The sequence below is a fragment of the Pseudoduganella sp. GW821-FHT12E03 genome, from assembly GCF_058807115.1.
This window is the reverse complement of the sequence record NZ_JBXAQJ010000011.1, coordinates 177,307-204,255: the sequence shown is the minus strand read 5'-3', so window position 1 is coordinate 204,255 and position 26,949 is coordinate 177,307. Positions and strand designations below refer to the sequence as shown.

Genomic DNA, 26,949 nt, shown 5'->3' with positions numbered 1-26,949 from the left:
TTAGAAATTGCCCTTGAACAGGGAAGGCGTATAACCAATAACCGCGCGGTTCGGGTTGCTGAACGTCAGCGGCACGCTGACAGAAGCGCCCGGGGCCAGTGCGGAATTCAAGGTGACGTAGGGCGCACCGCTGCCATTGACGCCACTCGCGTTATCGAGCGTGATGCCGGACGCCAAGCCACCCAGTTGCACCTGTAACGGCGTGCCCAGGGTCGAGCCGGTGTTGTTGGTCACCGTCACACTGCCGACGTACTTGCCGGTGGCCCGGTTCAGCGTCGCGCCGTATTGCGTGAACTTGGCGCTGGCAGTCAGGTCGATCGGGCCGATATTGATGGACACCGAGCGCGCCGCTTCCGCATTGCCGGCCTGGTCCACACTGGCGAATTCCACCGTGTGCGTGCCCTTGGCGCTCAGCGTCACCGCATTGCCGCTTTGCTGCGCGCCGCCGTCGACCTTGAACCAGGTGGTGGCGCCGCTGTTGGCATCGGCGGGGGCGAAGCCCAGCGACACGTCCGAGCTGTACCAGCCATTGGCCGGCGCGGCCGGATTGCTGGTCACCGTGGTGACCGGCGCGCTCTTGTCGATGGTGAGGCTGGCGCTCTTGGGCTGCTCGGTGTTGCCGGCCTTGTCCACGCTCCAGTACGACAGCGCGTAGGTGCCCTCGGAAGTGAACAGCGCCGCGTTGCCGGTTTGCTGGGCGCCGCCGTTGACCTTGAAGTACGTCGCGGCCGTGCCGGAGCTGTTGTCGGTGACGGTGAAGGACACCGTGGTATCGACTTTGACAGGGACCTTCGGCGCATTGTCGGTGGTGACCGGCGCCGCGGTATCGGCGCCTTGCACGGTGCCGTGGAAGCGCACTTCGTTCAGGTTGCCGTACCAGGTGGTGGCGTTCCAGATTTTGATGTAACGGTATGGCACGCCACCCGTGACCGGCAAGGTTTGCCACTCCAGCGTGGCCGCCGCCGTGTTGGTCAGCGTGGTCCAGTTGGTGTTGTCGTTCGAGCCTTGCACCACCGTGTAGCGGGCACGGGTGTACAGCGAGTCTTGCCGCGCCAGCAGTTCGACGCCGGTCAGCGTGGCCTGGTTGCCCGCCTTGAAGTCGAAAGTGATGGAGCTGCCGGTGCCGCTGGTGCCAAGACGGTAGTCGGTCCCCGTGCTGACGTTGGCGTCGAACAGGGAATTCGTGATCGACAAGGTGCTGGCCGCAGTCCGGTTCGACGTGGTGTCGATCAAGGTGGCAATGCTGGTCACGTTCTTGATCACATCCGACTCGTCGACCAGGTACAACGCGCTGCCGTCACTCACCGCGCTGAGCGGGAAGCCGGACTTGCCGGTCGAGGTTTTGTACTGGACCTCGAATTTCACCTGGCCCGGCGCGGTTCCTTGCGGCAGCAAGGCGGTGGCGACGAAGTTGATGTTGTCCGTGGTGGTCACGGTGGCCGGCACGCCCTGGATGGTGGCGGTGACGTTGTTGACCGCTTCCTTGGCCGCGAACGTCAGCTTCACGGTGTTGCCGGGCACGATGCGGGTACGCAGCGCCTGGGTTGAGCTGATCGAAGCGGTCGCCATCAAATTGGTCGATTCGATCACGCCGTACAGCTTCAGCTCGTGCATGTTGCCAAACCAGTTGCCGCCATTCCAGACCCGGATGTAGCGGTAAGGCGTGCTGCTGGTACTGGCCAGGGTCTGCCATTCCAGCGTCCCCACCGCCGCGTTGGTGATCGTTTCCCAGGTCGCATTGTCATTGGAGCCCTGGATCACGGCGCCGTTGATCCGGCCATAGAAGTTGTCCTGGCGGGCCAGGATTTCCGCCCTGGACAGTTTCACCGTGCCACCGCCCTTGAAGTCGAAGTTGACCCAGCCGCCGTAACCGCTGCCGTTAACACGGAAATCGGTGCCGGTCGTAATATTGTTATCGAACAGGTAGCCGGCCACGGTCAGCAGGTCGGCCTGCGTTCTGCCGTTCGAATCCGTCACCGTGGTGATGGCCAGCGGATTGCCGATCATGCCGGTCTCGTTGACGAAGACCAGCGACGTGGCGTCGGTGGTAAACAGGGTCGGCTCGGCATCGGCGCCGTCGGCGGTCTTGTAATTGATGAGGAACTTCACCTCGCCTTCCGCCACGCTGTTGTTGGCGATCCAGGTGGCGGTCCAGGTCAGGTTGTCGGTGGTGGTCACGGTGGCGGGCTGGCCCTGTACCGTTGCCACCACGTTGCTGATCGCCTCGCTGGATTTAAAGGTCACCTTGACGGTGTTGCCGGCCACCACCCGTTTCCGCATCGCCTGGTCCGAGCCGATCGATACCGACGTGAGCTTGTTGACCGTCGGATAGCGCGTGCCGAAAATCCGGAACTCGGTCATCTCAAAAATCGCGTACGGCTGGTACACGGGGACGAACGGCTCAATCATATGCAACTTCAGGAACCGGAACTTCGTATTCTTGACTTCTTCCGAGACCGGCAAGTCCTGCATGTTGTCTTCCCTGGTGGACAGGCCCGGGGTCAGGCGGGTCCAGTTTTCCTTGTCGTTGGAGCCGAAGATGGCAACACCGCCGGCGCGTTCCGGGAAGGGGCCGACCGTGCGCAGCTTGAAGTCATTGGCGGCAACCTTGAAACTGGGTCCGAAGTCGATGTTAAAGGCCAGGTTCGGGCCCCAGCCACCGGCCGTATCCTGGTTGTTGTCCACCAGGTTGCCCAGGTTGTTGAAGTCCGAACTGACGAACATCTTGCGGAAGTCCAGGCTGCCATCGCTCAACAGCGGATTGATTTGTTCCAGCCCCGCGGCCGCGGCCCGCAGCGCCTCCAGCTTCTGGTAGAACACCGCGTCCGTGGCGCTGCCGATCACGCTCATCATGTCGGCATACGCGGCGTTATACGCCGGCAAGGTCGTGGCGACATACGGTGTATCCGCCTGGTATGGCGCGGTGGCCCGGTCGACCGCACCCTGGCGGCTCGCGTCCACGATCACGGTGACGGTCTTCATCGTCACCGTGGCGCCGTCCGATGCGCCGACGTAGAAGGTGTACGTGCCGGCCTGGGTTGGATTCCAGGAGAATGCCCCGGTCGACGTGTTCAACGTGGCGCCCGCAGGCAGGTTGTCGGCCTGGTAAGTGATGGTTTCGCCGGCGCCCGGGTCGGTCGCCGACAAGTCCAGGGCGACCGCCTGCGTGGCGCCCGCATAGCTGTACAGCGTCTGGTCGGCCGTGCCGATAGTGAATACCGGCGGGGTCAGCAAGGTGCTTGCCTTGACGTTGACATGATCGACGTCGACCGTGGTGCCATTGCCGGTGAACGTGAGCGGTATGAAGTCATCCACATTGCCCGTGAAAATCACGTAGCGCCACTGGCCATGGGTGTCCGGCAACGGGATGGTCTTGCCATAGTTGTCCATCAGCGCCGTACCATTGGTGCGGATACGGATGCCGTAGTACGTCGCGCCATAGCCGTAGCCATATACCGAAAACCTGGTGCCTTCCGGCGCCGCCGTGGCCCGGATAAAGGTCGCGGAGCCGTCGTTCATGACAGCGGAGCGGCTATCGAGCGACCGGTAGCGGTCTTCCACTTCGCGATACGGGTCGGTGGTCGGCTTCGCCAGATAGGTGGCGCCTTCGGCTTCGGCCGCCTTGGGAATGCCGATCCAGAAGTCGCCGCCGCCGTCCCCGCTGTCCCAGCCGTACCCGACCCGGTCTGTGAAGAACTTGGTATAGTTGGGCGCGCGCTGCGCCATATCGAGGCCCCGGGCATACTTGTAGTAATAGAACGGCTCCGATTGGTTGGTGCCGGATCTGCCGCGATATGCCCACGACACGCTCTTGTAAACAATGGTCGGGTTGCCGGCTTCGTCGGTGTGGGAGGCGGTCGGAATCCACGGGATCGCCACACCGGTCATATAAGCGCCGAACTGTTCGTTAGCGTCGAGAATGCGGTCATTCAGGAATTCATACGGGCCAACCGCATTGGCTTCGGAGGATACCGTGCCATCCACTGGATCGACCTTGGTGCCCTGCGCCATCATCAACCGCGCCAGGATGCCGGCATTGGTGATATCGCCGCCGCCGTGGGCCTGGTCGCGGCCCATTTCAACGTGCTGCACCGCTGGTGTCACTTCTTCGCCGGTCAGGTCGTTCCTGGTCACCAGGCGGAACAATTGCTTGATGGAGCCGGTCTGTCCCTGGTCCACCGCGTCCTTGTTGACGGTAAACCATTCGACCGCCTTGTTATAGGTGTCCCTGTCTTCGGCAAAGATCGCGCCGGTCATCGCGCCGATCGTCGTGTAGAGGTGCTGGTTCATGAACCGGCAATTGCAGCTGTTGAAGATCTGGACCACCGGCAGCACCAGGTTACCGGTGAATTTGGCGGTGTCGTCATCGGTCCACGCCAGCGCCGGCGTCTGCGTGCTGGTGTAACGCAGGATTTCCGCCCCGCTCACCATCTTCTGGAGCGGGATACCGGTGTGAATATGGGAATCGGTGAAATACGCGTACTGGGCCGGATCCATCTTTTCGTACAGCCGGATGATTTGCATGGCGTTGGCGCGATAGGTTTCGTCGCCGGTCACGTAAAACAGGATGGCCTGCGTATACACCGTGTTCGCATCCGCAATGAACGCGGAATTCATGCCCTGCGACGCGAGACCGTAATATCGTGGCTGCGTGGTATCGGCGCCGATGTTCTTGATCGCCGGCGTCTTCGAGGCGGCGTTGGAGAGCAGCATGCTGTTGAAATAGGTATTCCAGGGCTCTTTTTGCGCCCGCACCTGGGTTCGCATGTTTTCCAGCATGTCCCTGGTGAAGCCGATGCCAGGATGCTTGAAGCCGCTCGCATCGACCCGCTCGCTGAGCGTCGGCTGGTAACTGGTGGCCAGCGTCTGGATCGTGTCCGCCGCATAGGCGGCGCCTATCTGCAATGGCAGCAAGGTCGCGACGATGCTTGCCGCAAAGGCGATCCGGGTCAGGCGCCGGACCGAACGTTCAAATCTCGGTTTTTTCATTGTTCCCCTCCGTTTTTATTAAACTGCCGTGAAAAAGTGGTATTGCGGATACGACGTTAAGTTATCGATAACAATTAGAGCTAAAAAAACACCGGCAACGCGTTCCCGTTATGCGCGCCGGTCGACTCGCGCGTGACCAGGGTATAGGGCAGCACGCGGTGGCGGGCGCGCCCGCGTTCCCTGACCGCTTCGATCGCCAACAGCACCGCCGCACGCGCCATCTCATCGATGGGCTGGTGTATCGTGGTCACCCCGGGCCAGACCGACGCCGCGATCGGCGCATCATCGAAACCGCACACCGCCAGGTCTTGCGGCACGCGCAAGCCCATGCCTTGCGCCACCGCGATCACGGCCGCGGCCATGTCGTCATTGCAGGCGAAGATGGCGGACGGCCGGTCCTGCTGCTCCAGCAGTGTCTGTGCGGCCGCCAGGCCGGAACGGTAGGTCAACACACCTTCCGCGACGCGTTCGGGACGCACGCGCATGCCAGCGACCCGCATGGCGTCGCAATACGCGTGGTAGCGCAACTGTGCCGGCGAGTGGCCCGGCTCGCCCTGGATGAAGGCGATGTCGCGGTGCCCGGCCGCAAACAAGTGATGCATCATGGTTTTCGCCGCCTGGTAGTCATCGATGCGCACCGCGGAAATATGCGCTGCCGGCCGGGCGCTGGCGACGGCCACGATCGGCACGCGCAAGTCGTCCAGTTGCCGCAGCGAGGCCTCCAGGTCGCACAGCGGCGGCGGCACCAGGATGCAATCGGCCGCGTTCTCGACCAGCCTGGCTGCCGCCGCGCGCTGGCTGTCAAGGTCGCCGCATTTTTCAACGATCAGCTGGGCCCCCTCCTGGCTGCACTGGTCCATCGCGCCCAGCTGGAAATCGCTCATGAATGCCGCACCGGGGCTGCCCAACAGAAGGCCGATGCGCAAGACGCCCTTGCGGGCCGAGCGCGCCGCCTGGTTGACCTGGTATTGCAGCGATAGGATGGCCGCCTTGACCCGGTCACGGGTCGTCTCGTCAACGTTGATGCCGCCATTGATCACTCGCGATACCGTCATTGCCGATACCCGGGCCTTGCGTGCGACGTCATAGATGGTAGCTGCGCTCAATCCATCCTCCGGTTATCGATAACATTTCCATGATCAAGCCTGGTTTAAATTTTTGCATCGTCCGTTCGGACTAGGCCAGCACACCATTGAGCAAAACCCGCACCAGTTCGCTCTGCCTGCTGACACCGGTCTTGGAGAAAATCGCCCGCAAATGCGCACGCCCCGTGTTGCGCAGGATGCCCAGCTTCCCGGCCGCTTCGTCCAGGCTCAGGCCATTGAGCAGTTCGATCGCCAGGTGGGCCTCGGCGGGTGTGAAGTCGAACATCTGGCGCGCGATATCGTGCACCGGTTCGGCCAGGGTATCGGGGTCGCGCAGGAAGATCGCCATGGCGGGCCGCACGCGTCCATCGGACTCCTTCGCCCGTGGGAAACCGCGCACCACCGCCGCCAGCTTGCGGCGCCGGGATGGGCGGCTCAGGCACATCGCCGCGACCCGCGCCGGATGCTCGCGAACGCTGTCGAGCAGCCGCTGCAATTCGCTCGTCTCGGCCAGCGTACTGGCCGCCAGGTAGCGGCCGGCCAGCTTGAGGCCATCGGCGCTATCGAGCATCTGGCGGGCGGTGGGGCTGGCCCGCAACAGCTGGGCGGTTTCGTCGAGCACGATCACGCCGATGTTGAGCCGCTCCAGTCCTTCTTCATAGATCTGCATTTGCAGCGCGTTGCCGTTCAAATGCGCCGCCAGGGTCATGGCCTGCTTTATATGCGGCACGAACATGGCGAGGCGCTGCCTGTCCTCGATGCTGAAGGGAGGACAATGCCGCAAGCGGTGTAGCCGCAGGCGCATCATGGTTCCCGCCTGGGGGCTGATATTGACCCCCATGACATGGCCGGCGTCGGAATCACGGGAAAATTCACTACCCTGCCACTGCGCATCCGTCACGATGTCCGAGGCCAGCACCACGCGTTCCGGCGGCGCGTCCATCAAGGGATCGAAGTGGTGCCATTGACTGCGGTACGCCCGCTCCAGCGCCGCGCCGCCGGCCGGCACGCACACCATGTAGCCGGGACAGCTGGCGGCGGAAGGCGGCACCACGATCGCCGCGTGTGCACTGCGAAAACACTTCACCATCAGCGTGAGCCAGCAGCGCCACGGATCGTCTCCCTGTACCGATTGATAGACGGCATGGATGGTCCGGTTGAACAAGTCCGTGCTGTCGCCGGTCGCCGGCGACGAAGGGGTCGGGAGAGTCATAGGGTTGAATCAGTCCGTTTAAAATACATAGCGCGCTTGCACGCCATAACGCTTGTTCAGCGGCACATAGTTCATTTGGTTATGGCTATTGCCGTAGTGCTGCTCGATGCGGGCGCCGGTCACATTGGCGCCCTCCAGGGTCACGGACAATTGCTTGCTGATGTCGTAGCCAATCGAAAAGTCCAGCGTACCGAACGGCCTGGCAAAAACAGGCACGCCCTGCGCGCCGGACGAACTGGTGGTGGCGACAAAGCTGCCCCGGTGGCTGTAGGCAAGGCGCGCCCTGGCCTTGCCCCGCTCATAGATGCCGGTCAGGTTGCAGCTGTTCCTGGACAAGCCCGCCAGCGGCACGGTCCGGCCGGCGATGGACGATGGCGCCTGCGACGCCACATACAGGCAATTCGCCTGCATGCCCAGGCCGTTGAATGGCGCTGGCAGCCGGTCGAAGAATTGCTGGTAAGCGATTTCAATGCCCTTGATCCTGGCGAGCCCCGCCGGCTTGAAGGCCGTGACGTTGTACTCTTCCCCTTCGATGAGCCGTTTTTCAGCCACGGTCTGGACCAGGCCGTTGACCAGTTTGTAGAACATGGCCAGCGCCGCCATTCCCCTGGCGCCGAAATAATGTTCCAGCGACCAGTCGGCATTCCTTGACGTATACGGCTTCAAGTCCGGGTTGCCCTCCTGGGCATCGTGCTGGACCGGGTTCAAGATCCTCACGGTCGCGTTCAGGTAGGAAAAATTGACCTGTCCCATGGTCTTCGATGCCGCCAGCCGGAATAACACGTCGTCCCGCAGGCGGATGTTGGCATTGAACGATGGCAGCACGTCGCGGCGCGCGGAATCGCTGGCCAGCGGCGCCAGCGTGCCGGCCGCATCCATGCCATAGGATTCGCCATGCAGCGAGGTGGCGACATGGCGCACCCCGATATTGCCGCTGACAGGGCTGCCGGCGAGGTCCACGGCATAATTGAACTTCACGTAGGCTGCCGTGGTCTTTTCATGATTGAGCTGATCATGTTCAGGCATGTGGGCATCCACCGCCGGTAGGCCATACAGGGCGCGCAGGGCCGCCTGCTGGCGCACGGCGGCGCTCGCAAAGGTCGGGTAGGCGCCGACCTCGCGCGACTGGGCAGCGGGCACCTGGTGCAGCAGCGCCGGATCGGCCGCCGCCAGCGACTTGCCGCCGTTGCAGCCGTCTATGCAATACAAATGGACGAAACCGACCGCCCGGCGCGTATGGTCATTAACCCGCAATCCAAAATCTGCCGAGCGGATCGCCGGGTGCGCAAAGCGGTAATTGACGTCAAGCGTGGCCGCGGTATTTTTCTGCGTCCCGTCCGCGGCGATGGCCAAAAGATAGGCGGGATGGTAACTGGCGGCGTCCGCCAGGTCGACACCGGATACCGACACGCGCGACGGCGCGCCATCGTTGATCGCCAGCCGCATCAATGGAACATTCGCGTGCATCCCCCATTCGAACAGGGAATTGCGCACCGCCGTGTCGTTGTGGCTGAGGCGCGCCTCGATGGCCAGCATGCCGCCGCTGCTCCATTTTCCGCCAATATCGACCAGTTTCACCTTCCGGCCTTCGTTGGCGACGACCGATGCGTTGGTCATCGTGTTGCCGGTGAACGTCCCGCGCCGCAGGTTGTCGCTGCCATCGCTGTTAACATCCCCCCACAAGGCGTAGTCCGGAGTTGGGAGGCCGACATAAAAGCGCGCCGTCTGGAATTGCTGGCCCAGCAGGTAGTTGACGCCGAAATAGTTGGCGTAAAAACTCGCGTTGGCGCCGGGGCGCCACTGGAACGCCGCAACGTAGCTGCCGCGCTCACGCTCGCCATTGTGGCCGTTACCGGTGAAGATGCCGATCGGCAGCGTGACCGCTTTGCCCGACCCGGCATAATTGACGGCCAATTGGGGACGCTGCACTTCATCCTCGGTCAGTCCGAACACGCTGCCGGCATGCACCACGTTGACCAGCGCGCCCATTTCACCAACGCTGGTATGCCAGCGCTTGCTGATCAGCCCGGAGACCTGTGCACGAGTCTTGCTATTAAAACCAGGCGCCATCCGGTAGTTCGTGGCCTTCACCGCCAGGTTGGCCGTCGGCTCTTTGAAATCAAACGGCTGGCGGGTCCGTATATTCAGATAGCCTCCCAGGCCGCCTTCGATATCGCTGGCCGTGGCGCTCTTGCCGACGTCGACACGGGCCAGCACGTCAGCGGGCAAGTCCTCGAGGTCAAGATTGCGGCCATTGTATTCACCCGACTGCGCCTTGGCGCCATACACTTCCAAGCCGTTCAACAACACTTTGGACTGCTTCAGGCCGCGAATCGTGAAGGCGCCCCCTTCCTCCAGGTAGCGCTGCACCTGGACACCCGTGACACGCTGGACGGCTTGCGCGGCATTCTGGTCTGCCAGCCTGCCGATGTCGTCGGCGTCGATCGACTCGACCATCGCGTCATTGTGGCGCTTCCTGTCGCGCGCGTTGTCCATGCCGCCGCGCAGGCCGCTGACAACCACGGTGGCCGGTTCGCCTTGCGGTTCGAGCGACGCCCTCGGCGTCGGCCTTGCGGGCGCTGGCGCCGGTGCGGCCGGACGAAAAATCAGCACCGCATTGCCGCTGTCACGCACGACCTGCAATGGCGTCCCCTGGAGCAGCAGCGACAAGGCGGCTTCCGGCGCCATCTTCCCCTTGACCGCCCGCGCCACCAGGCCATCGACTTCGGCCCCCCGGTAGAGCAGTTGCACGCCGGACTGCGCCGCATACAGATCGATGGCAATTTTCATATCGCCTGCGGGAATATTGAATTCACGGGCAGGCGACTGCGCCATGACATCCATGCTGACGGCTAGCATGCCCGCCACCATTCCCCTTGCAATAATAGAAAATTGTCTCATTTGTTCTCGTTACAAGGCTGTATTGCCCCTTCCCTGGTATGACGAAACAGGCTGGAAAATCCCCCATCCCATGCGAATTTTTTTTCAACCATGGTTGCCAGAGTGTGGCATGCTATTTCCATGTCTCCCGAATTACATGAAGCGCTGGACAATTGGTTTGTTCAAGCAGTGCTGCCCCTTGAACCCATGCTGACCGCCTTTCTCCGGCGTCATTGCCGCGAAACCCATGACATCGTGGATCTGCGCCAGGACGTGTATGTCCGCGTGTACGAAGCGGCGGAAACCGGCCTGCCGGACAACCCAAAGGCTTTCGTCTTCGCTGTCGCCAGGAATTTGCTGGTCGACCGGGCCAGGCACCAGCAAGTCGCTGCGATCGTCGCGCTGGCGCCTTCCGGCGAACTGCCCGACCATGTCGATGAATTGTGCCCCGAGCGCCACGCCATGGGCCGGCAAGACATTGAATGCCTTGAGCAAGCGTTTTCCGACCTGCCCCCAAAATGCCGTGAAGTCGTCGAGTTACGCAAGATCGCGGGAATGTCGCAGCGGGAAGTGGCCGTCCGGCTGGGCGTGACCGAAGGCACCGTCGAAAAACAGATTGCAAAAGGCATACGTTTTTTAGCCGCGGCACTTGGCGCCAAGGGCGGCAAAGTGAAAACGATCATTGAACCCGAGGTCGCATGAGCCAGCATTTGAAAATTGAACAACAAGCGGCGGCGTGGCTGGCCAGGAAAGATGGCGAAGGCTGGTCCGCGGCTGAACAGACACAGCTCGATCAATGGATCGCCCTGTCAACGGCCCATCGGGTTGCCTACCTGCGCCTGGCGGCCGCATGGTCCAAGACGGCGTTGCTTGCGCCTGGCGCCAGCACGCCCACCTCCCCGCAGGCGCAGCCCGAGCCTGCCCCGGCCGAAACGGCACGCCGCGCCCTGCCGCGCTTTTCCCAATGGCGCATCGCCGCCGCGATGCTGGTGACGGTGGGCGCGGCCGCGGGATTGCTGGCGGTGCGGGACAATTTTGCTGAAGTGCGCTACGAAACCCGGCTTGGCGCCCATCAGACCCACGCGCTGAAGGACGGCAGCAAGCTCACATTGAACACGGCAACCTTGCTGCGCGCCCGCGTCAGCCAAGGCGAGCGCACGGTCTGGCTCGATCAAGGGGAAGCCTATTTCGACATCGCGCACGACACGGCCCACCCGTTCGTGGTGATTGCCGGCGCCAACCGGATCACGGTGCTGGGCACCCGATTTACCGTCCGGCGTGAAGCCGGCGGCACCAACGTGGTGGTGGTCGACGGCCGGGTGCAGGTCGAGAACGGGCAGGCTTCCAGCCAGCCGCCGGTGATCCTGGTGAAACATCAAAAGGTCGTTGCCACCCCGGCCACCATGCTCAAATCCGACGAAAGCGATGCCAGCATCGAACAACTGTTGAGCTGGCGGGAAGGCAAGCTGATTTTTGACCAGGTCACGCTGGGCTACGCCGCCAGCGAGTTTAACCGCTACAACAAGAACCGGCTGGTATTGGCCGACGCCGAGGCGGCCGGGATGAAAATCAGCGGGCGTTTCGATGCAGGTAACGTCAAGGGCTTTGCCAGCTTGTTGCAGCGCGGCTTCGGCCTCGACGTGCGCGCGACCGGCGACACGATCACCGTCGCCAGTCACAAGCCGGGACACGCGCCCTGACCCCGCCGGGACGTACCGCCGTCCCGGCCCGCTCTCCCCAGCCAAAAACTTTGCCCCGCCTAGTCCGAACGGACGATGCGCTACGCCATCTAAAACTTGACCATTCCAATTGTTATCGATAACCATGACATTGGACCTTGATGAAAACAATAACAGGAAAATTGCTGGCGGTGTCCGCGCTCTTCGCCGCCGTCCACGCGCTGGCGGCAACCCAGGTCGCGACCGCGCAATTGCACGCCAACCAGCCCGGCCCGCAAATCGCGCGCTATATCTACGGCCAGTTCTCGGAACACCTGGGCAGCGGCATCTATGATGGCATCTGGGTCGGCGAGAAATCGGCCATCCCGAACCTGCGCGGCATCCGCAGCGACGTGGTGCAGGCGCTGCGCGAGCTGAAGGTGCCCTTGATCCGCTGGCCCGGCGGCTGCTTCGCGGACGACTACAACTGGCGCGACGGCATCGGCCCGCGCGACAAGCGCCCGGGGCGCAAGAACAACTGGTGGACGGGCAAGCACGAAAGCAACCAGTTCGGCACCCACGAATTCATGGACTTTGCCGAACAGGTGGGCGCCGACGCTTATATCGGCGTCAACCTCGGCTCGGCCCCGCCGCGCGAGATGCGCGACTGGATGGAATACATGACGTCCGACGGCAACAATGCGCTGGCCAACGAGCGCCGCAAGAATGGCCGCGAACAGCCGTTCAAGGTGCCGGTGGTTGGCATCGGCAACGAAAGCTGGGGCTGCGGCGGCAACATGCGCCCGGAATACTATGCCGACGAGTACCGCCGCTTCCAGACCTTCTTCCACAACAATGGCCAGGCCGCGCCGGCCGCCATCCGCGTGGCCGTCGGTCCCGACCGGGAAGACTACAACTGGACCGACGTCGTCATGAAGCAGGCCGGCACGAAGATGGATGGGCTGTCGCTGCACTACTACACCCTGCCGCCCGCCGACTGGAAGGAAGGCGGCAAGGCCACGCGTTTCAGCAAGGAGGAATGGGCCACCATCCTGGCCGGCGCGCTGCGCATCGACGACATCATCAGCCGGCACTCGGCCATCATGGACAAGTACGACCCGAAGAAACGGGTCGGCTTGTATGTCGATGAATGGGGCACCTGGTACAAGAGCGATACCGGCAGTTTCGACTGGGACCTGCGCCAGCAAAACACCTTGCGCGACGGCGTGGTGGCGGCGGCCCACTTCAACATTTTCCACCGCCACGCCGACCGCGTGAAACAGACGTCCATCGCGCAAACCATGAATGTGCTGCAAGCGATGATCCTGACCGACGGACCGAAGATGGTGCTGACGCCGACCTATCATGCGTTCAAGATGTACGTGCCGTTCCAGGACGCGACCTCCCTGCCGCTGGACGTGTCGTCGCCCTCCTACCGCATCGGCGCCACCGTGATCCCGTCGATTAACGCCTCGGCGGCGAAAGGCAAGGATGGCAAGATTTATATCGGCATCGCCAACATGAACCCGGACGATAACGTGCACTTCTCCGTCAACCTCGGCACGCTCACCGCATCGAAGGTCAGCGGCCAGGTATTGACCGCGCAGCGGATGGACCAGTTTAATGAATTCGGCAAAGCGCCCACGGTGACGGCGCAGCCCTACCGGGGCGCGGCGCTGGCCGACGGCACGCTGAAACTGGACTTGCCGGCGAAATCCGTCGTCGTCATCAGCCTTGAATAGGAAACAACAATGAAACGCAGAGAATTTACCCACGCCCTCGCCGCCGGCATGCTGGCCACCGCCGCCGCCCCGCGCTCGTTGGCCGCCGCCAGTGGCGGCAAGCCAGCCAGGCTGGCAAACGTCGTCCAGCAGATCGCACCGCTGGCCGGCGCCAGGCCGGCCGCCGAAAAAGACATGCAGGCTTACTTGCTGTCGTACTTCAAGGACGAGACCCATTCGATTTACTTCGCCACTTCCAGCGACGGTTATACGTTCACGGACGTCAATAACGGCGAACCAGTTTTCCTTGGCAAGGACCTGGGCGAACAAAAGGGCGTGCGCGACCCGCACCTGATGCGCGGCCCGGACAATGCGTTCTACCTTGCCATGACCGACCTGCACATCTTCGCGCAACGCGAAGGCTTGCGCGGCACGGAATGGGAGCGCCCGCGCGAAGAATACGGCTGGGGCAACAACCGTTCGCTGATCCTGATGAAGTCGTATGACTTGATCAACTGGACGTATGCGCTGCTCCGCATTCCCGACCTGTTCCCGGAATTCAGCGACATCGGGGCGGCCTGGGCGCCGGAAACCATTTACGATGCCGAGCGCAAGAAACTGATGGTCTACTTCACGGTACGCCACAAGGGCGGGCATAACTACATGGTCTATGCCTATGCCAACGACGCCTTCACCCGGCTGGAAACCACGCCGAAACAATTGTTCACCTATCCGGACAAGACCAAGAGCACCATCGACGGCGACATCACGAAGGTCGGCGGCAAATACCACTTGTACTATGTGGCCCATGACAATCCGGGCGGCCTGCGGCACGCTGTTTCGGACAAGATCAACCAAGGCTACCGGTTTGACCCGCGCAAGGTGGACCCTGAAACCGTGGCGTGCGAAGCCCCCATGATGTGGCGCCGTATCGGCAGCGACCGCTACGTCCTGATGTACGACGTGTTTGGCGCCAATCCCAACAACATGGGCTTTTCAGAGACCACCGACTTCGTCAACTACAAGAACCTGGGCCGCTTCAATGATCCCGGTTCACCGATGAAGTCGACCAATTTCTCGGGGCCCAAGCATGGTTCGGTTACGCATATCACGGCGGAAGAACTGCGGCGCCTGCGAGCGCATTTCGCCGCATGACAAGGATGGCGGCCGGGCGCACCCGGCCGCCGCTCCTTTACAGACTGCCTTTGTACAGCGCCGGGCTATAACCAATCACCGCGCGGTTCGGGTTGGTGAAGGTCAGCGGCACGCTGACGGACGCGCCCGGGGCCAGCGAAGCGCCCAGGGTGACGTACGGCGCGCCGTTGCCGTTGACGCCGCTGGCGTTGTCGAGCGTGACGCCGGACGGCAACCCGCCCAGCAGCACCTGCAACGGCGTCGTGATGGTCGAGCCGGTGGTGTTGGTCACCGTCACGCTGCCCACGTACTTGCCGGTCGCGCGGTTCAGGGTGGCGCCATATTGCGTGAACTTCACGCTGGCGCTGAGATCAACCGGGCCGATGTTGACGCCGACACTGCGCTCCTGTTCCTTGTTGCCCGCCTGGTCCACGCTCCAGTAAGCCACCGTGTGGCTGCCCTTCGCGCTCAGCAGGACCGCGTTGCCCGCTTGCTGGGCGCCGCCGTCGACCTTGAAGTACGTAGTGGCGCCGGCCTCGGCCCCAGAGAAAGTCAGCGTGACATCCGACGCATACCAGCCATTGGCCGGCGCGGCCGGGGTGCTGGCCACGCTGGTGACCGGCGCGCTGCGGTCGATGGTCAGCGATGCGCTTTTCGCCGGCTCGACGTTGCCGGCCTTGTCCACGCTCCAGAACGACAACGCGTAGACGCCATCGGCCGTGAACAGCGCGGCATTGCCGGTCTGCTGGGCGCCGCCATTGACCTTGAAGTACGTCACGGCCACGCCGGAACTGTTGTCGGTCGCGCTGAAGGACACGGTGGTGTCCTGGTTCACCGGCGCGGCCGGCGCGTTGCTGGTGGTGACGGGCGCCGTGGTGTCCGCGCCCTGCACCGTGCCGTGGAAGCGGACTTCGGACAGGTTGCCGAACCAGTTATTGCCGTTCAAGACGCGGATATAGCGGTAAGGGACGCCGCCGGTGACCGGCAGGGCTTGCCAGTCCGCCGTCGATGCCGCGCCCGCCGTCAGGTTGGTCCAGTTGCTGTTGTCATTCGAGCCCTGGATCACCACGCCCTTGGCCCGGGCGATCTGGTCTTGCCGCGCCGCCAGTTCCACGCTGGTCAAGGTGGCCTGGTTGCCGGCCTTGAAATCAAACGTGATATAGCTGCCGGCCCCGGAATTGTTGCTGCCGATGCGGTAATCCGAGAACGAACCGAGGTTGGCGTCGAACAGCGCATTCGTTTGGGACAGCGTGGCCGCCGCGCTCCGGTTCACGGTGGAATCGATCAAAGTGGCGATGCTGGTCACGTTCTTGATGGTGTCCGCCTCATCCACCAGGGTCAGCGCGGTGCCGTCCGTGGTGGCCGAATTCGGATAACCGGTCTTGCCGGCGGCCGTCTTGTAATTGATGGCGAACGTCACCGCCCCCGCTGCCGTGCCCTGCGGCAGGGTTGCCGTCGCGGTGAAGTTGACATTGTCCGTGGTCGCCACCGTGGCTGGCACACCGGAAATCGTCGCCGTCACATTGTTGATGGCTTCCTTGGCCGTGAACGTGACCTTGACCGTGTTGCCCGGCACGATGCGGGTGCGCAGCGCCTGGCTGGAGCTCAGCGAGGCGGTGGCGATCATGTTGACCGATTCCACCGCGCCGTACAGGCGCAATTCAGCCATGTTGCCGTACCACTGGTTGCCGTTGGTGACGCGGATATAGCGGTACGGTTGCGTGCTGTTGATCTTCAGCGTTTGCCAGTCCGCCGAACCGTTGGCGGCGGGCGAGATCGTGTCCCACGTGTTGTTGTCGTTCGAGCCCTGCACCACGGTGCCATTGATGCGCGACGCGTACTGGTCCTGGCGGCCAATCACTTCAATCCGGTTCAGGGTGGCCTGGCCGCCGCCCTTGAAGTCGAACTTGATCCAGCCGCCATAACCGGAACCGTTGACGCGCATGTCGGTGACGGTACCGAGGTTACTGTCATTGAGCGTGTTGAGCTCAGCCAGCATGTCGCTCACGTTGCGGCCGGACGAATCGCTGAGCGAAGCCAGGCTGGTCAGGCTGGCCACGTTGAGCAGGCCGGTCTGGTCGGAGACCAGCAGCGACGAACTGTCCGTGGTGAAGATGGTCGGTTCGGCATCGGCGCCGTCGGCGGTCTTGTAGTTGATCGCGAATTTCACATCGCCGGCCGGCGCGCCGGCATTGACCACCCAGGACGCGGTCCAGTTCAGGTTGTCGGTGGTGGTCACGGTGGCGGGCTGGCCCTGCACCGTCGCCACCACGTTATTGATCGCCTCGCTCGACTGGAAGTTCACCTTGACGGTATTGCCGGGGACCACCCGTTTCTTCAAGGCCTGGTCCGAGCTCAGCGATACGGCGGTCAGCTTGTTCACGGTCGGATAGCGCGTACCGAAAATCCGCAGCTCGGACAGTTGCAGGATCGCGAACGGCTGGTACACGGGAACGAACGGCTCGATCATCTGCAGCTTGAAGAAGCGGAACTTCACATTCTTGAGGTCTTCCTGGACCGGAACGTCTTGCATCGGATCGAGCCTGGTGGTCAGGGCCGGGTTCAGGCGGGTCCAGTTTTCCTTGTCGTTGGAGCCATAGACGGCGACGCCGCCAATCCGCTCCGGGAAACCCGACACGGTCCGCATCTGGAAGTTATTGGCGGCCACCTTGAAGCTGGCGCCGAAGTCGATGTTGAAGGTCAGGTTCGGGCCAAAACCGCTGGAGCTGTCCTGGTTGCCATCGACCAGATAGCCGGGCGACGTGCCGAATTCGGACGCAAAGAACATGTTGCGGAAGTCCAGGCTGCCGTCGTCCAGCAACGGATTGACTTCCTGCAGCCCTGCCGCCGCGGTCCGCAAGGCCGCCAGCTTCTGGTAGAAGACATCGTCGGCCGCGCTGCCGATCACGCTCATCATGTCGGCGTAAGCGGCGTTGTAGGCCGGCAAGGTCGACTCGACATAGGGCGTGCCCGCCTTGAACGGCGCAGCGGCGCGGTCCACCGCACCCTGCCGGCTCGCGTCGACAATGATCGTGATGGTTTTCATCGTCACCGTGGCGCCGTCGGACGCGCCGACATAGAAGGTGTACGTGCCGGCCTGGGTCGGATTCCAGGAAAACGCGCCGGTGGCCGGATTGAAGGACGCGCCCGCCGGCAGGTTATCAGCCTGGTAGGTGACGGTTTCGCCGGCGCCCGCGTCGGTGGCCGAGAAATCGAGCGCGGTAGCCAGCGTGGTGCCGGCATAGCTGTAGAGCGTCAGATCCGCCGTGCCCATCGTGAATGCCGGCGGGGTCAGCAAGGTGCTGGACTTGACATTGATATGGTCGACGTCGACCGTCGTGCCGCCGCCGGTAAATGTCAGCGGCAGGTAATCATTGACGCCGCCCGGCAGCACCACATAGCGCCACTGGCCGTGCGTATCGGGCAAGGGGTATTTGGTGCCATAGAGGTCCATCACCGCGACGCCATTGGTGCGGATACGGATGCCGTAATTGGTCGCGCCATAGCCATATCCGTAGACGCCGATCTTGCTGCCTTCCGCGCTTGCGGTGACACGGATATATGATGTTGCGCCGTCCTGCACGGTCGCGGAACGGGTATCGAGCGCCGTGTAGCGGTCTTCCACTTCGCGGTACGGGTCGGTGACCGGCTTGACCAGGTATTGCGCGCCTTCGGCTTCGGCCAATTTCGGAATCGCGATCCAGAAATCGCCGCCGCCATCCGCGCTGTCCCAGTTATAGCCGATCCGGTTGGCGAAGAATTTCGTGAAATTGGGGGCGCGTTGGGTCAGGTCGACACCACGGCCATATTTGTAGTAGTAGAACAGTTCCCAGTAATTCAAGCCGGACCTGCCGCGATACGCGCCCGACACGGTCTTGTAGACAATGGTCGGGTTGCCGGCTTCGTCGGTGTGCGACGCGGTCGGGACCCACGGGATCTCATACCCGCTCATGTAAGAACCAAACTGTTCGGCGGCGTCGAGGATGCGGTCGTTCAGGAATTCGTATGGGCCGACGGCATTGGCGCCGGTGGACACGGTGCCCTCCGCCGGATCGACCTTGGTGCCCTGCGCCATCATCACCCGCGCCAGGATTTCCGCATTGGTGATGTCGCCACCGCCATGGGCCTGGTCGCGCCCCATTTCAACGTGCTGGACCTGGGGCGTCACGTCTTCGCCGGTCAGGTCGTTCTTCGTCACCAGCCGGAACAGGCGCTTGATGGAACCATTCTGGCCCTGGTCCACCGCGTCCTTGTTGACGGTAAACCATTCGACCGCCTTGTCATAGGTGGCCCGGTCTTCGGCAAAGATCGACCCCGTCATGGCGGCAATCGTCGTGTACAGGTGCTGGTTCATGAACCGGCAATTGCAGCTGTTGAAGGTCTGCACCACCGGCAGCACCAGGTTGGCGGTGAATTTGGCGCTATCGTCGTCGGTCCATGCCAGCGCCGGCGTCTGCGTGCTGGTGTAGCGCAGGATTTCCGCCCCGCTCACCATGCGGCTCAGCGGAATACCGGTATGGATGTGGGAATCGGTGAAATACACGTATTGCGCCGGATCCATCTTCTCGTACAGCCGGATGATTTGCATGGCGTTGGCGCGATAGGTTTCGTCGCCGGTCACGTAATACAGGATGGCTTGCGTAAAGACCGTGTTGGCATCGGCAATGAACACCGAATTCATGCCCTGCGAAGCAAGGCCGTAGTAGCGCGGCTGCGTGGCATCGCCACCGTTGATGTTCTTGATCGACGGCGTCTTCGAAGCAGCGCCGGAGAGCAGCATGTTATTGAAATAGGTGGTCCACGGTTCTTTTTGCGCCCGCACCTGGGTTCGCATGTTTTCCAGCATGTCCTTGGTGAAACCAATGCCGGGATGTTTAAAACCGCTGGCATCGACCCGCTCGCTGAGCGTCGGCTGGTAACTGGTGGCCAGCGTCTGGATCGAGTCCGCGGCATAGGCGCTGTGTATCGGCAATGGCAGCAAGGCGGCGGCGATGCTGGCCGAGATGGCGAGCTGGCCAATGCGCCGGAATGAATTTGCAAATCGAAGTCTTCTCATTGTCCCCTCATATGTTCCGAAATTGACATTCAGGGCGGGGATGCGGCCGCCCCCTCCGCGCTTATTTCCCTGGCTTCCCGATCTGCGCCGGGTCGAGCCGCACCGGCGCGATGGCGCCATCGGCCCCATATTCGAGCGGCGCGTAGGTGATCGAGCGGCGCATGCTGTCCCCGCCCGGCAATAGCTGGTCGTGATAGAACACGTAGCTCTTGCCTTTATATTCGATGATGGCCTGGTGGTTGGTCGAGATATTCAGGTAATCGATGACGACGCCACGATAGGTGAACGGTCCCAGCGGCGAACTGCCGGTGGCGTACACGATCTGTCCCGGCCAGCCGGTTGAGAACGTGAAGTAGTACACGCCATTGTGTTCATGCAGGAATGGCGCCTCGCCGTATTTTTTCTTCGGATCCGACGCGGGCCATTCTTTGACCTCCACGTTTAAAATCGGACCTGCCAGCTGCGTCATATCGGCGGCCAGCTTGACCACTTTCGGCACGCGGGTGCCGAAGTACATGTACGCTTGGCCATCCTTGTCGACAAACACGGCCGGGTCGATCGGTTCATCGCCGGCATTGGCGTCGCGCGCCTTGTCGACCAGCGCATCGGTGCGGGCGTCCGTGAAGCCGCCATCGGGACGGTTCGATACCGCCACGCCGATCTTGTCGCCGCCGACCGGCGCATAGAAGTAATACTTGCCGTTGCGGTAAGCCGCTTCCGGCGCCCACGCCTTGGCGTCGGGACGGGCCCACTTGAACACGGAGACCGACAGCGGCACGCCGGCATCGGTCCACGCCTTCATGTCCGGCGACGTGTACAGGCGCCACGTGATCGAATCCCAGTATTTGCCGGAATTGGACGCGTCGTCGGTGGCGTACACATAAAAGCGGCCCTGTTCGCCCGTGCCGAAGTAATGGGGCGACGGGTCGGCATTGAAGCGCTGCGAGATCGGCTGCGCCGCCTGCACCGCGCAGGCGGCGCAGGCCAGCGCCATGGCGGCGGCTAAGATTTTGGTTAACACCATCATTTCTTTCAAAAAAATTGGCCTTGCGGCCAATTTGCGCCGGGCCAGGCCCGGCGCCATGTGACTGGACTGGCGTGACGCCGGCGTTAGAAATTGCCCTTGTAGAATGCCGGGCTGTAGCCGATGATCGCGCGGTTCGGGTTGGTGAACGTCAGCGGTACGCTGACGGAAGCGCCCGGGGCCAGCGAAGCGCCCAGGGTGACGTACGGCGCGCCGTTGCCGTTGACGCCGCTGGCGTTGTCGAGCGTGACGCCGGACGTCAACCCGCCCAGCAGCACCTGCAACGGCGTCGTGATGGTCGAGCCGGTGGTGTTGGTCACCGTCACACTGCCCACGTACTTGCCGGTCGCGCGGTTCAGGGTGGCGCCATATTGCGTGAACTTCACGCTGGCGCTGAGATCAACCGGGCCGATGTTGACGCTGACGCTGCGCGCCGCCTCGGTATTGCCCGCCTGGTCCACGCTCCAGTACGCCACCGTGTGCGTACCCTTGGTGTTCAGCAGCACCGCGTTGCCCGCTTGCTGGGCGCCGCCGTCGACCTTGAAGTACGTGGTGGCGCCGGCTTCGGCTCCCGAGAAGGCCAGCGTCACGTCCGACGCATACCAGCCGCTGGCCGGTGCGGCCGGGGTGCTGGCCACGCTGGTCACCGGCGCGCTGCGGTCGATGGTCAGCGATGCGCTTTTCGCCTGCTCGACGTTACCGGCCTTGTCCACGCTCCAGTACGACAGCGCGTACGTCCCGTCGGCCGTGAAGAGCGCGGCGTTCCCGGTCTGCTGGGCGCCGCCATTGACCTTGAAGTACGTCGCGGCCACGCCGGAACTGTTGTCGGTCGCGCTGAAGGACACGGTGGTGTCCTGGTTCACCGGCGCGGCCGGCGCGTTGCTGGTGGTGACGGGCGCCGTGGTGTCCGCGCCCTGCACCGTGCCGTGGAAGCGGACTTCGGACAGGTTGCCGAACCAGTTATTGCCGTTCAAGACGCGGATATAGCGGTAAGGGACGCCGCCGGTGACCGGCAGGGTTTGCCAGTCCGCCGTCGATGCCGCGCCCGCCGTCAGGTTGGTCCAGTTGCTGTTGTCATTCGAGCCCTGGATCACCACGCCCTTGGCCCGGGCGATCTGGTCTTGCCGCGCCGCCAGTTCCACGCTGGTCAAGGTGGCCTGGTTGCCGGCCTTGAAATCAAACGTGATGTAGCTGCCGGCCCCGGAATTGTTGCTGCCGATGCGGTAATCCGAGAACGAACCGAGGTTGGCGTCGAACAGCGCATTCGTTTGGGACAGCGTAACGGCCGCCGTGCGGTTCACCGTGGAATCGATCAAAGTGGCGATGCTGGTCACGTTCTTGATGGTGTCCGCCTCATCGACCAGGGTCAGCGCGGTGCCGTCCGTGGTGGCCGAATTCGGATAACCGGTCTTGCCGGCAGCCGTCTTGTAATTGATGGCGAACGTCACCGCCCCCGCTGCCGTGCCTTGCGGCAGGGTTGCCGTCGCGGTGAAGTTGACGTTATCCGTGGTCGCCACCGTGGCTGGCACACCGGAAATCGTCGCCGTCACGTCGTTAATGGCTTCCTTGGCCGTGAACGCGACCTTGACCGTGTTGCCGGGCACGATGCGGGTGCGCAGCGCCTGGCTGGAGCTCAGCGAGGCGGTGGCGATCATGTTGACCGATTCCACCGCGCCGTACAGGCGCAATTCAGCCATGTTGCCGTACCACTGGTTGCCGTTGGTGACGCGGATATAGCGGTAAGGCTGGGTGCTGTTGATCTTCAGCGATTGCCAGTCCGCCGTGTTGCCGGCCACCGTGGAAATCGTTTCCCACGTGCTGTCATCGTTGGAGCCCTGCACCACCGTGCCATTGATGCGCGACGCATACTGGTCCTGGCGTCCGATCACTTCCGCGCGGGTCAGGGTCGCCGTGCCGCCGCCCTTGAAGTCGAACTTGATCCAGGCGCCGTAGCCGGAGCCATTGACGCGCATGTCGGTGACGGTACCGAGGTTGCTGTCGTTCAGGGTCACCAGTTCCGCCGCCATGTCGGTGACGTTGCGGCCGGACGAATCGCTCAGCGAAGCCAGGCTGGCCAGGTTGAGCAGGCCGGTCTGGTCGGACAGCATCAGCGCCGAACTGTCGGTGGTGAAGATGGTCGGTTCCGCATCGACGCCGGCCGCCGTCTTGTAGTTGATGACGAACTTCACCGCGCCGGCAGGCGCGGCGGCGTTGGCCACCCAGCTGGCGGTCCAGTTGATATTGTCGGTGGTGGTCACGGTGGCAGGCTGTCCCTGCACCAGCACGTTGACGTTGTTGATCGCTTCCGTCGACTTGAACGTGACCTTGGCGGTGTTCCCCGGAACAATGCGGTTCTTCAGGCTCTGGTCGGAACTGATCGACACCGCCGACAGTTTATTGACGGTCTCATAGCGCTCACCGAAGATGCGGAACTCGCCCACCTCGAAGATCGCGTACGTCGGCCGCACCATCTGCATCTTGAAGAAGCGGAAGCGCTGGTTTTTCAGGCTGTCCTGCACTTGCAGGGTTTGCATGTCATCGGAGATCACCGTCAGCTCCGGCGTCAAGCGGGTCCAGTTCTCGTTGTCGTTGGAGCCGAACATCGCCACGCCGCCGATCCGTTCCGGGAAGCTGGCGCGCACCTGCATCTGGAATTGCGATGCCGACGCCTTGAAGCTCGGGCCGAAGTCCATGATATGCGCGAGGTTGGGCGCATAGGTGCCAGGTGCGGTGGACCAGCTGGTCGGTGTATTGTCCAACAGCAGCGGCACCGCGGTGCCAAAGGTGGACGTGGTGAACATGTTCACGTAATTCATGCTGCCATCGGTCAGCAACGGCGTCAGTTCCTGCAGCGCCTTGACGGCGCTGTCGAGCACCGCCAGCTTTTGCTGGAAGACCGTGTCGGTGGCGCTTTCTGCCGCAGCGACCATGTCCGCGTAGGCCGCGTTATAGGTATCGAGGGTCGACGCCACGTACAGCGCATTCGGCTTATACGATGCAATGACGGTGTTGATGGCGCCCTGGCGGTCGCCGGCCACGACGATCTTGACCACCTTGCTGGTGACCGTGGTGCCATCGGTCGTGGTGACCACGAACGAGTAAGTGCCGGCCTGGGTTGGCAACCATGAGAAAGCGCCGGTGGTGGTGTCGAACGTGGCGCCGGCCGGCAAACCATCCGCCTGGTACGTCAGCACGTCGCCGGCGCCCGCATCGGTGGCCGCGAAGCTGTGGTTGACGGCGGCGCTGGACGTGGCATAGGTCACCACGGTCAGGTCCGCGTCGCCCTCCGTGAACAGTGGCGCGGTAAAGGAACTGCCAGACACATTGATATGGTCGATGTCGACCCGGGTGCCGGCGCCCTTGATGGTCATGAACAGCACGTCGCCCAGGCCGTGGAAGGCGTCGAACGCGTAATTGATATAGCGCCACTGGCCCTTGGTGTCCGGCAGCGCGACGGTTTCGCCAAACGCTTCCAGCGACGCCACGCCATTGGTGCGGATCTTGATGGCGATGTTTTTATTGCCGGTGCCATAACCCACCACGGCCAGCCGGGCGCCGGCCGACGTGGTATTGACTTGCAGGTAACGCGCGGTCTCGTCTTGCATGGCAGTGACGTCGCCATCGAGCACGGTGAAGCGGTCTTCCACTTCGCGCAACGGGTCGGTGATCGGCTTCATCAGCAACTGGCCACCTTCCGCCGTGGCGGCCGCCGCGGGAATGAACAGCCAGTAGTCGCCGCCGCCATCCACACCGTCCCAGTTGTAGCTGGTGCGCATCGAGTACATGTGGCTCAGGTAAGGTGCGCGCTGCGCGATATCGACGCCCTTGACGTACTTGTAGTAGTAGTACGGCTCCCACATGCTGGAGAACATGCGGCCCCGGTAGGCGCCCGCGATCTCGCGGTAGACCACGGTGGGATTGCCATTGATGTCGGTATGCGATGCGGTCGGAACCCACGGCGTGTCGTAGCCGGTCATGAAGCGGGCAAAGAAATCGGACGCGTCCAGGATGCGGTCGTTGAGGAATTCATAGGGTCCCACCGCGTTGGGCGCGGTCGACGCCGTGCCCTCCACCGGGTCGACCTTGGTGTCCTGCCCGTTGAGCAGGCGCGCCAGGATGCCGGCATTGGTGATGTCGCCGCCGCCGTGGGCCTGGTCACGCCCCATTTCCACTTGCTGTACCACCGGCGTGACCGCTTCGCCGGTCACGTCATTTTTTACGACCAGGCGGAACAGCGCCTTGATGGCGCCGTTCTGGCCCTGGTCTTCCGCCGTCTTGTTGACGGTGAACCATTCCACGCCCTCGTTATAGCGCGCCCGGTTGCCGGTGAAGATGTAACCCGACATCGCCCCCAGCAGCGGATACAGGTGCTGGTTCATGAAGCGGTAATTGGTGTGCTGGAAGGTGTCGATGACCGGATTGATCAGGTTCGTCGAGAAGTTCACGGTATCCTGTTCGGTCCATGCCAGCGCAGGCGTCTGGCAACTGGTATAGCGCAGGATTTCCGCCGCCGCCACCATGCGCGACAGCGGGATGCCAGTGTGGATATGCGAATCGACGAAGTACACATATTGCGCCGGGTCCATTTGCGCCCAAATGCGAATGATGGTCATGGCGTTGGCGCGGTAAGTCTCGTCGCCGGTGATGTAGTACAGCAGCGCCTGGGTATAGGCTTTCTGGCCGTCGGCGATGAACTTGCCGTTGAAACCCTGGCTGCTGAACGCCAGGCTGCCCGGCTTCGTCGGGTCGCTGCCGGCGTTGCTGGACTTGACGGTCTTCGACGCATTGGCCGACAACAGCATGGCGTTGAAGTGGGTGTTCCACGGCTCCTGCTGCGCCAGCACCTGGGTGCGCACGTTTTCCAGCATCTCCTTCGTCAAGCCGACCCCTGGGTGTTTGAAACCGCTGGCGTCGATCGTTTCAAAGATCTGTGGCTGATAGGCCGTCGCCAGGGTCGTGATGGTGTCGGCGGCCAGCGCGTACTGTGGCGCCGGCAAAATCATGGTGGCCAGCGCCAGGGTCACCGCCGTGGACAGGATGCGCTTGCGCGCGCTACCGGGTTGGAAAGAAAACATGCTATCCCCTATCGTCATCGAATTTTGTAGTTGTTGTATTTATCAGGCCGCCATCGGCTTGCCACGACGGCGCACCAGCGCCAGTCCCGCCATGCCCAGGCCCAGCAAGGCCAGGCTGGCCGGTTCCGGCACCACGGTGACGTTGGCGTCGGACACATCGAGCACCAGTTGACCGTTGCCGCCCGCGGTCAATGCCGGCGTCCACAGGAACGTCGCCAGCGCGCCGCTGACCGGATCGAAGTCGCCCAGCAGGCCGAACGCTTCATCGAATGCCGACACGGTGAACGGCGAGACAAAGGTGCCGCTGGCGTCCGCATCGCCGCCAAAAGTCAGGTCGAATGACAGGACGCCACCGAAGTTCACGGCATGGAACAAGTCGTTCGACGTATCGTTGCGGAACAGATAACCACCCGATGTCGGCGTGACGCCCCACGAATCGATGAAGGCGGAACTGTCGAAGCCCACCATGTTGCTGACTTCCGCCGTGGCCAGCGCGCCGCCCAGGCTGGCGCCAAACTGCATGTCGAGATAGCCGCTGGGGGCGCCAAAACTGCTGGTATCAATCGAGACGTGAATCACCGAGGCGGAAGCGGCGCCGCCAGCTGCCGCCAGCGCCATGGCCAGTACCAGCGCCAGCACGGCATGGAAACGCTGGCGCAGCAACGAGCAGTTTTTGATGAAAGCGTTGAACATGATCTGATCCCTTAATGAAATATGCGGACGAGCGCCACCCTGGCATGCTGCGCCATCCATTTGTTATATCCGCGCGGTCCGGCGCGGTGTCGGTGTTACTGCGGTTGTCGGCCCGGGGCCGCGTCAAACGCCCACGCGGCGGCTAGCTGCCGGGAGGAATATGGAATGAGGAGGAATGCACAAGGGGATGCCTGGCGGCGTCCGTCGTGCTGTGGAGGTATTGGCTGCACATGGTTGTCTCCTTGCCAGCATCTTGATTGCGCCGGCTTGTTATCGATAACAACTTTAACAACAAAAAAAATGCGTACTGCCCATGAATTGTAACGACACTGATTAGCTTGCATGTATGAATTTTTTCGCGGATAGGCCGCGAATTCGGCATAGCTTGCGCAAGTCAGTGGCTTTACTTTAGCAAGCTAGG

12 protein-coding genes are annotated in these 26,949 nt (G+C 62.7%); 4 read left to right on the top strand and 8 right to left on the bottom strand.

What is annotated here, in order from left to right; translation table 11 throughout:
* From AC1RRC_RS26010 to AC1RRC_RS25995, 4 genes are all read right to left on the bottom strand, one after another.
* A complete protein-coding gene (locus AC1RRC_RS26010; RefSeq protein ID WP_493058506.1) occupies window positions 1–4,989 on the bottom strand; it encodes an OmpL47-type beta-barrel domain-containing protein in 4,989 nt (1,662 codons plus the stop codon).
* 80 nt (window positions 4,990–5,069) lie between these two features.
* Entirely contained in the window at window positions 5,070–6,095 is a 1,026-nt protein-coding gene (locus tag AC1RRC_RS26005; RefSeq protein WP_493058505.1) for a LacI family DNA-binding transcriptional regulator, read from the bottom strand.
* Window positions 6,096–6,165: 70 nt separating this feature from the next.
* Window positions 6,166–7,287 carry a helix-turn-helix transcriptional regulator gene (locus AC1RRC_RS26000; protein ID WP_493058504.1) on the bottom strand — a complete coding sequence of 374 codons (1,122 nt, stop codon included), beginning with the start codon at window positions 7,285–7,287 and terminating at the stop codon, window positions 6,166–6,168.
* 18 nt (window positions 7,288–7,305) lie between these two features.
* Window positions 7,306–10,188: a TonB-dependent receptor gene (locus AC1RRC_RS25995; protein WP_493058503.1), complete on the bottom strand. Its 2,883-nt coding sequence runs from the start codon at window positions 10,186–10,188 to the stop codon at window positions 7,306–7,308.
* A gap of 120 nt (window positions 10,189–10,308) precedes the next feature.
* Here AC1RRC_RS25995 and AC1RRC_RS25990 point away from each other — a divergent pair, with 120 nt between their 5' ends.
* The 4 genes from AC1RRC_RS25990 to AC1RRC_RS25975 all read left to right on the top strand — a co-directional run bounded on the left by AC1RRC_RS25990 (window position 10,309) and on the right by AC1RRC_RS25975 (window position 14,701).
* The gene (locus tag AC1RRC_RS25990; protein ID WP_493058502.1) at window positions 10,309–10,869 is read left to right on the top strand and encodes an RNA polymerase sigma factor; all 561 of its coding nucleotides are present in this window, start codon (window positions 10,309–10,311) and stop codon (window positions 10,867–10,869) included.
* The gene (locus AC1RRC_RS25985) at window positions 10,866–11,867 is read left to right on the top strand and encodes a FecR family protein (RefSeq protein ID WP_493058501.1); all 1,002 of its coding nucleotides are present in this window, start codon (window positions 10,866–10,868) and stop codon (window positions 11,865–11,867) included. Before AC1RRC_RS25990 ends, AC1RRC_RS25985 begins: the two co-directional genes overlap by 4 nt.
* Window positions 11,868–12,007: 140 nt before the next feature.
* A complete protein-coding gene (locus tag AC1RRC_RS25980) occupies window positions 12,008–13,567 on the top strand; it encodes an alpha-N-arabinofuranosidase (RefSeq protein WP_493058500.1) in 1,560 nt (519 codons plus the stop codon).
* Between the two features lie 9 nt (window positions 13,568–13,576).
* Complete coding sequence (locus AC1RRC_RS25975; protein ID WP_493058499.1) at window positions 13,577–14,701, top strand: glycoside hydrolase family 43 protein; 1,125 nt, start codon at window positions 13,577–13,579, stop codon at window positions 14,699–14,701.
* A gap of 37 nt (window positions 14,702–14,738) precedes the next feature.
* Here AC1RRC_RS25975 and AC1RRC_RS25970 read toward each other — a convergent pair whose 3' ends face one another.
* The 4 genes from AC1RRC_RS25970 to AC1RRC_RS25955 form a co-directional block, all read right to left on the bottom strand.
* The gene (locus AC1RRC_RS25970) at window positions 14,739–19,736 is read right to left on the bottom strand and encodes an OmpL47-type beta-barrel domain-containing protein (RefSeq protein ID WP_493058498.1); all 4,998 of its coding nucleotides are present in this window, start codon (window positions 19,734–19,736) and stop codon (window positions 14,739–14,741) included.
* Window positions 19,737–19,797: 61 nt separating this feature from the next.
* Window positions 19,798–20,763: a family 43 glycosylhydrolase gene (locus AC1RRC_RS25965; RefSeq protein WP_493058497.1), complete on the bottom strand. Its 966-nt coding sequence runs from the start codon at window positions 20,761–20,763 to the stop codon at window positions 19,798–19,800.
* 83 nt (window positions 20,764–20,846) lie between these two features.
* Window positions 20,847–25,835: an OmpL47-type beta-barrel domain-containing protein gene (locus AC1RRC_RS25960; RefSeq protein ID WP_493058496.1), complete on the bottom strand. Its 4,989-nt coding sequence runs from the start codon at window positions 25,833–25,835 to the stop codon at window positions 20,847–20,849.
* A gap of 42 nt (window positions 25,836–25,877) precedes the next feature.
* Complete coding sequence (locus AC1RRC_RS25955) at window positions 25,878–26,528, bottom strand: NF038129 family PEP-CTERM protein (protein ID WP_493058495.1); 651 nt, start codon at window positions 26,526–26,528, stop codon at window positions 25,878–25,880.
* Window positions 26,529–26,949 lie beyond the last annotated feature (421 nt).

What these genes read in the sequence shown, in the direction of transcription:
- AC1RRC_RS26010 (WP_493058506.1), bottom strand. Translation starts at nt 4,989, where the DNA reads ATGAAAAAACCGAGATTTGAACGTTCGGTCCGGCGCCTGACCCGGATC.
- AC1RRC_RS26000 (WP_493058504.1), bottom strand. Translation starts at nt 7,287, where the DNA reads ATGACTCTCCCGACCCCTTCGTCGCCGGCGACCGGCGACAGCACGGAC.
- AC1RRC_RS25995 (WP_493058503.1), bottom strand. Translation starts at nt 10,188, where the DNA reads ATGAGACAATTTTCTATTATTGCAAGGGGAATGGTGGCGGGCATGCTA.
- AC1RRC_RS25990 (WP_493058502.1), top strand. Translation starts at nt 10,309, where the DNA reads ATGTCTCCCGAATTACATGAAGCGCTGGACAATTGGTTTGTTCAAGCA.
- AC1RRC_RS25985 (WP_493058501.1), top strand. Translation starts at nt 10,866, where the DNA reads ATGAGCCAGCATTTGAAAATTGAACAACAAGCGGCGGCGTGGCTGGCC.
- AC1RRC_RS25980 (WP_493058500.1), top strand. Translation starts at nt 12,008, where the DNA reads ATGAAAACAATAACAGGAAAATTGCTGGCGGTGTCCGCGCTCTTCGCC.
- AC1RRC_RS25975 (WP_493058499.1), top strand. Translation starts at nt 13,577, where the DNA reads ATGAAACGCAGAGAATTTACCCACGCCCTCGCCGCCGGCATGCTGGCC.
- AC1RRC_RS25970 (WP_493058498.1), bottom strand. Translation starts at nt 19,736, where the DNA reads ATGAGAAGACTTCGATTTGCAAATTCATTCCGGCGCATTGGCCAGCTC.
- AC1RRC_RS25965 (WP_493058497.1), bottom strand. Translation starts at nt 20,763, where the DNA reads ATGATGGTGTTAACCAAAATCTTAGCCGCCGCCATGGCGCTGGCCTGC.
- AC1RRC_RS25960 (WP_493058496.1), bottom strand. Translation starts at nt 25,835, where the DNA reads ATGTTTTCTTTCCAACCCGGTAGCGCGCGCAAGCGCATCCTGTCCACG.
- AC1RRC_RS25955 (WP_493058495.1), bottom strand. Translation starts at nt 26,528, where the DNA reads ATGTTCAACGCTTTCATCAAAAACTGCTCGTTGCTGCGCCAGCGTTTC.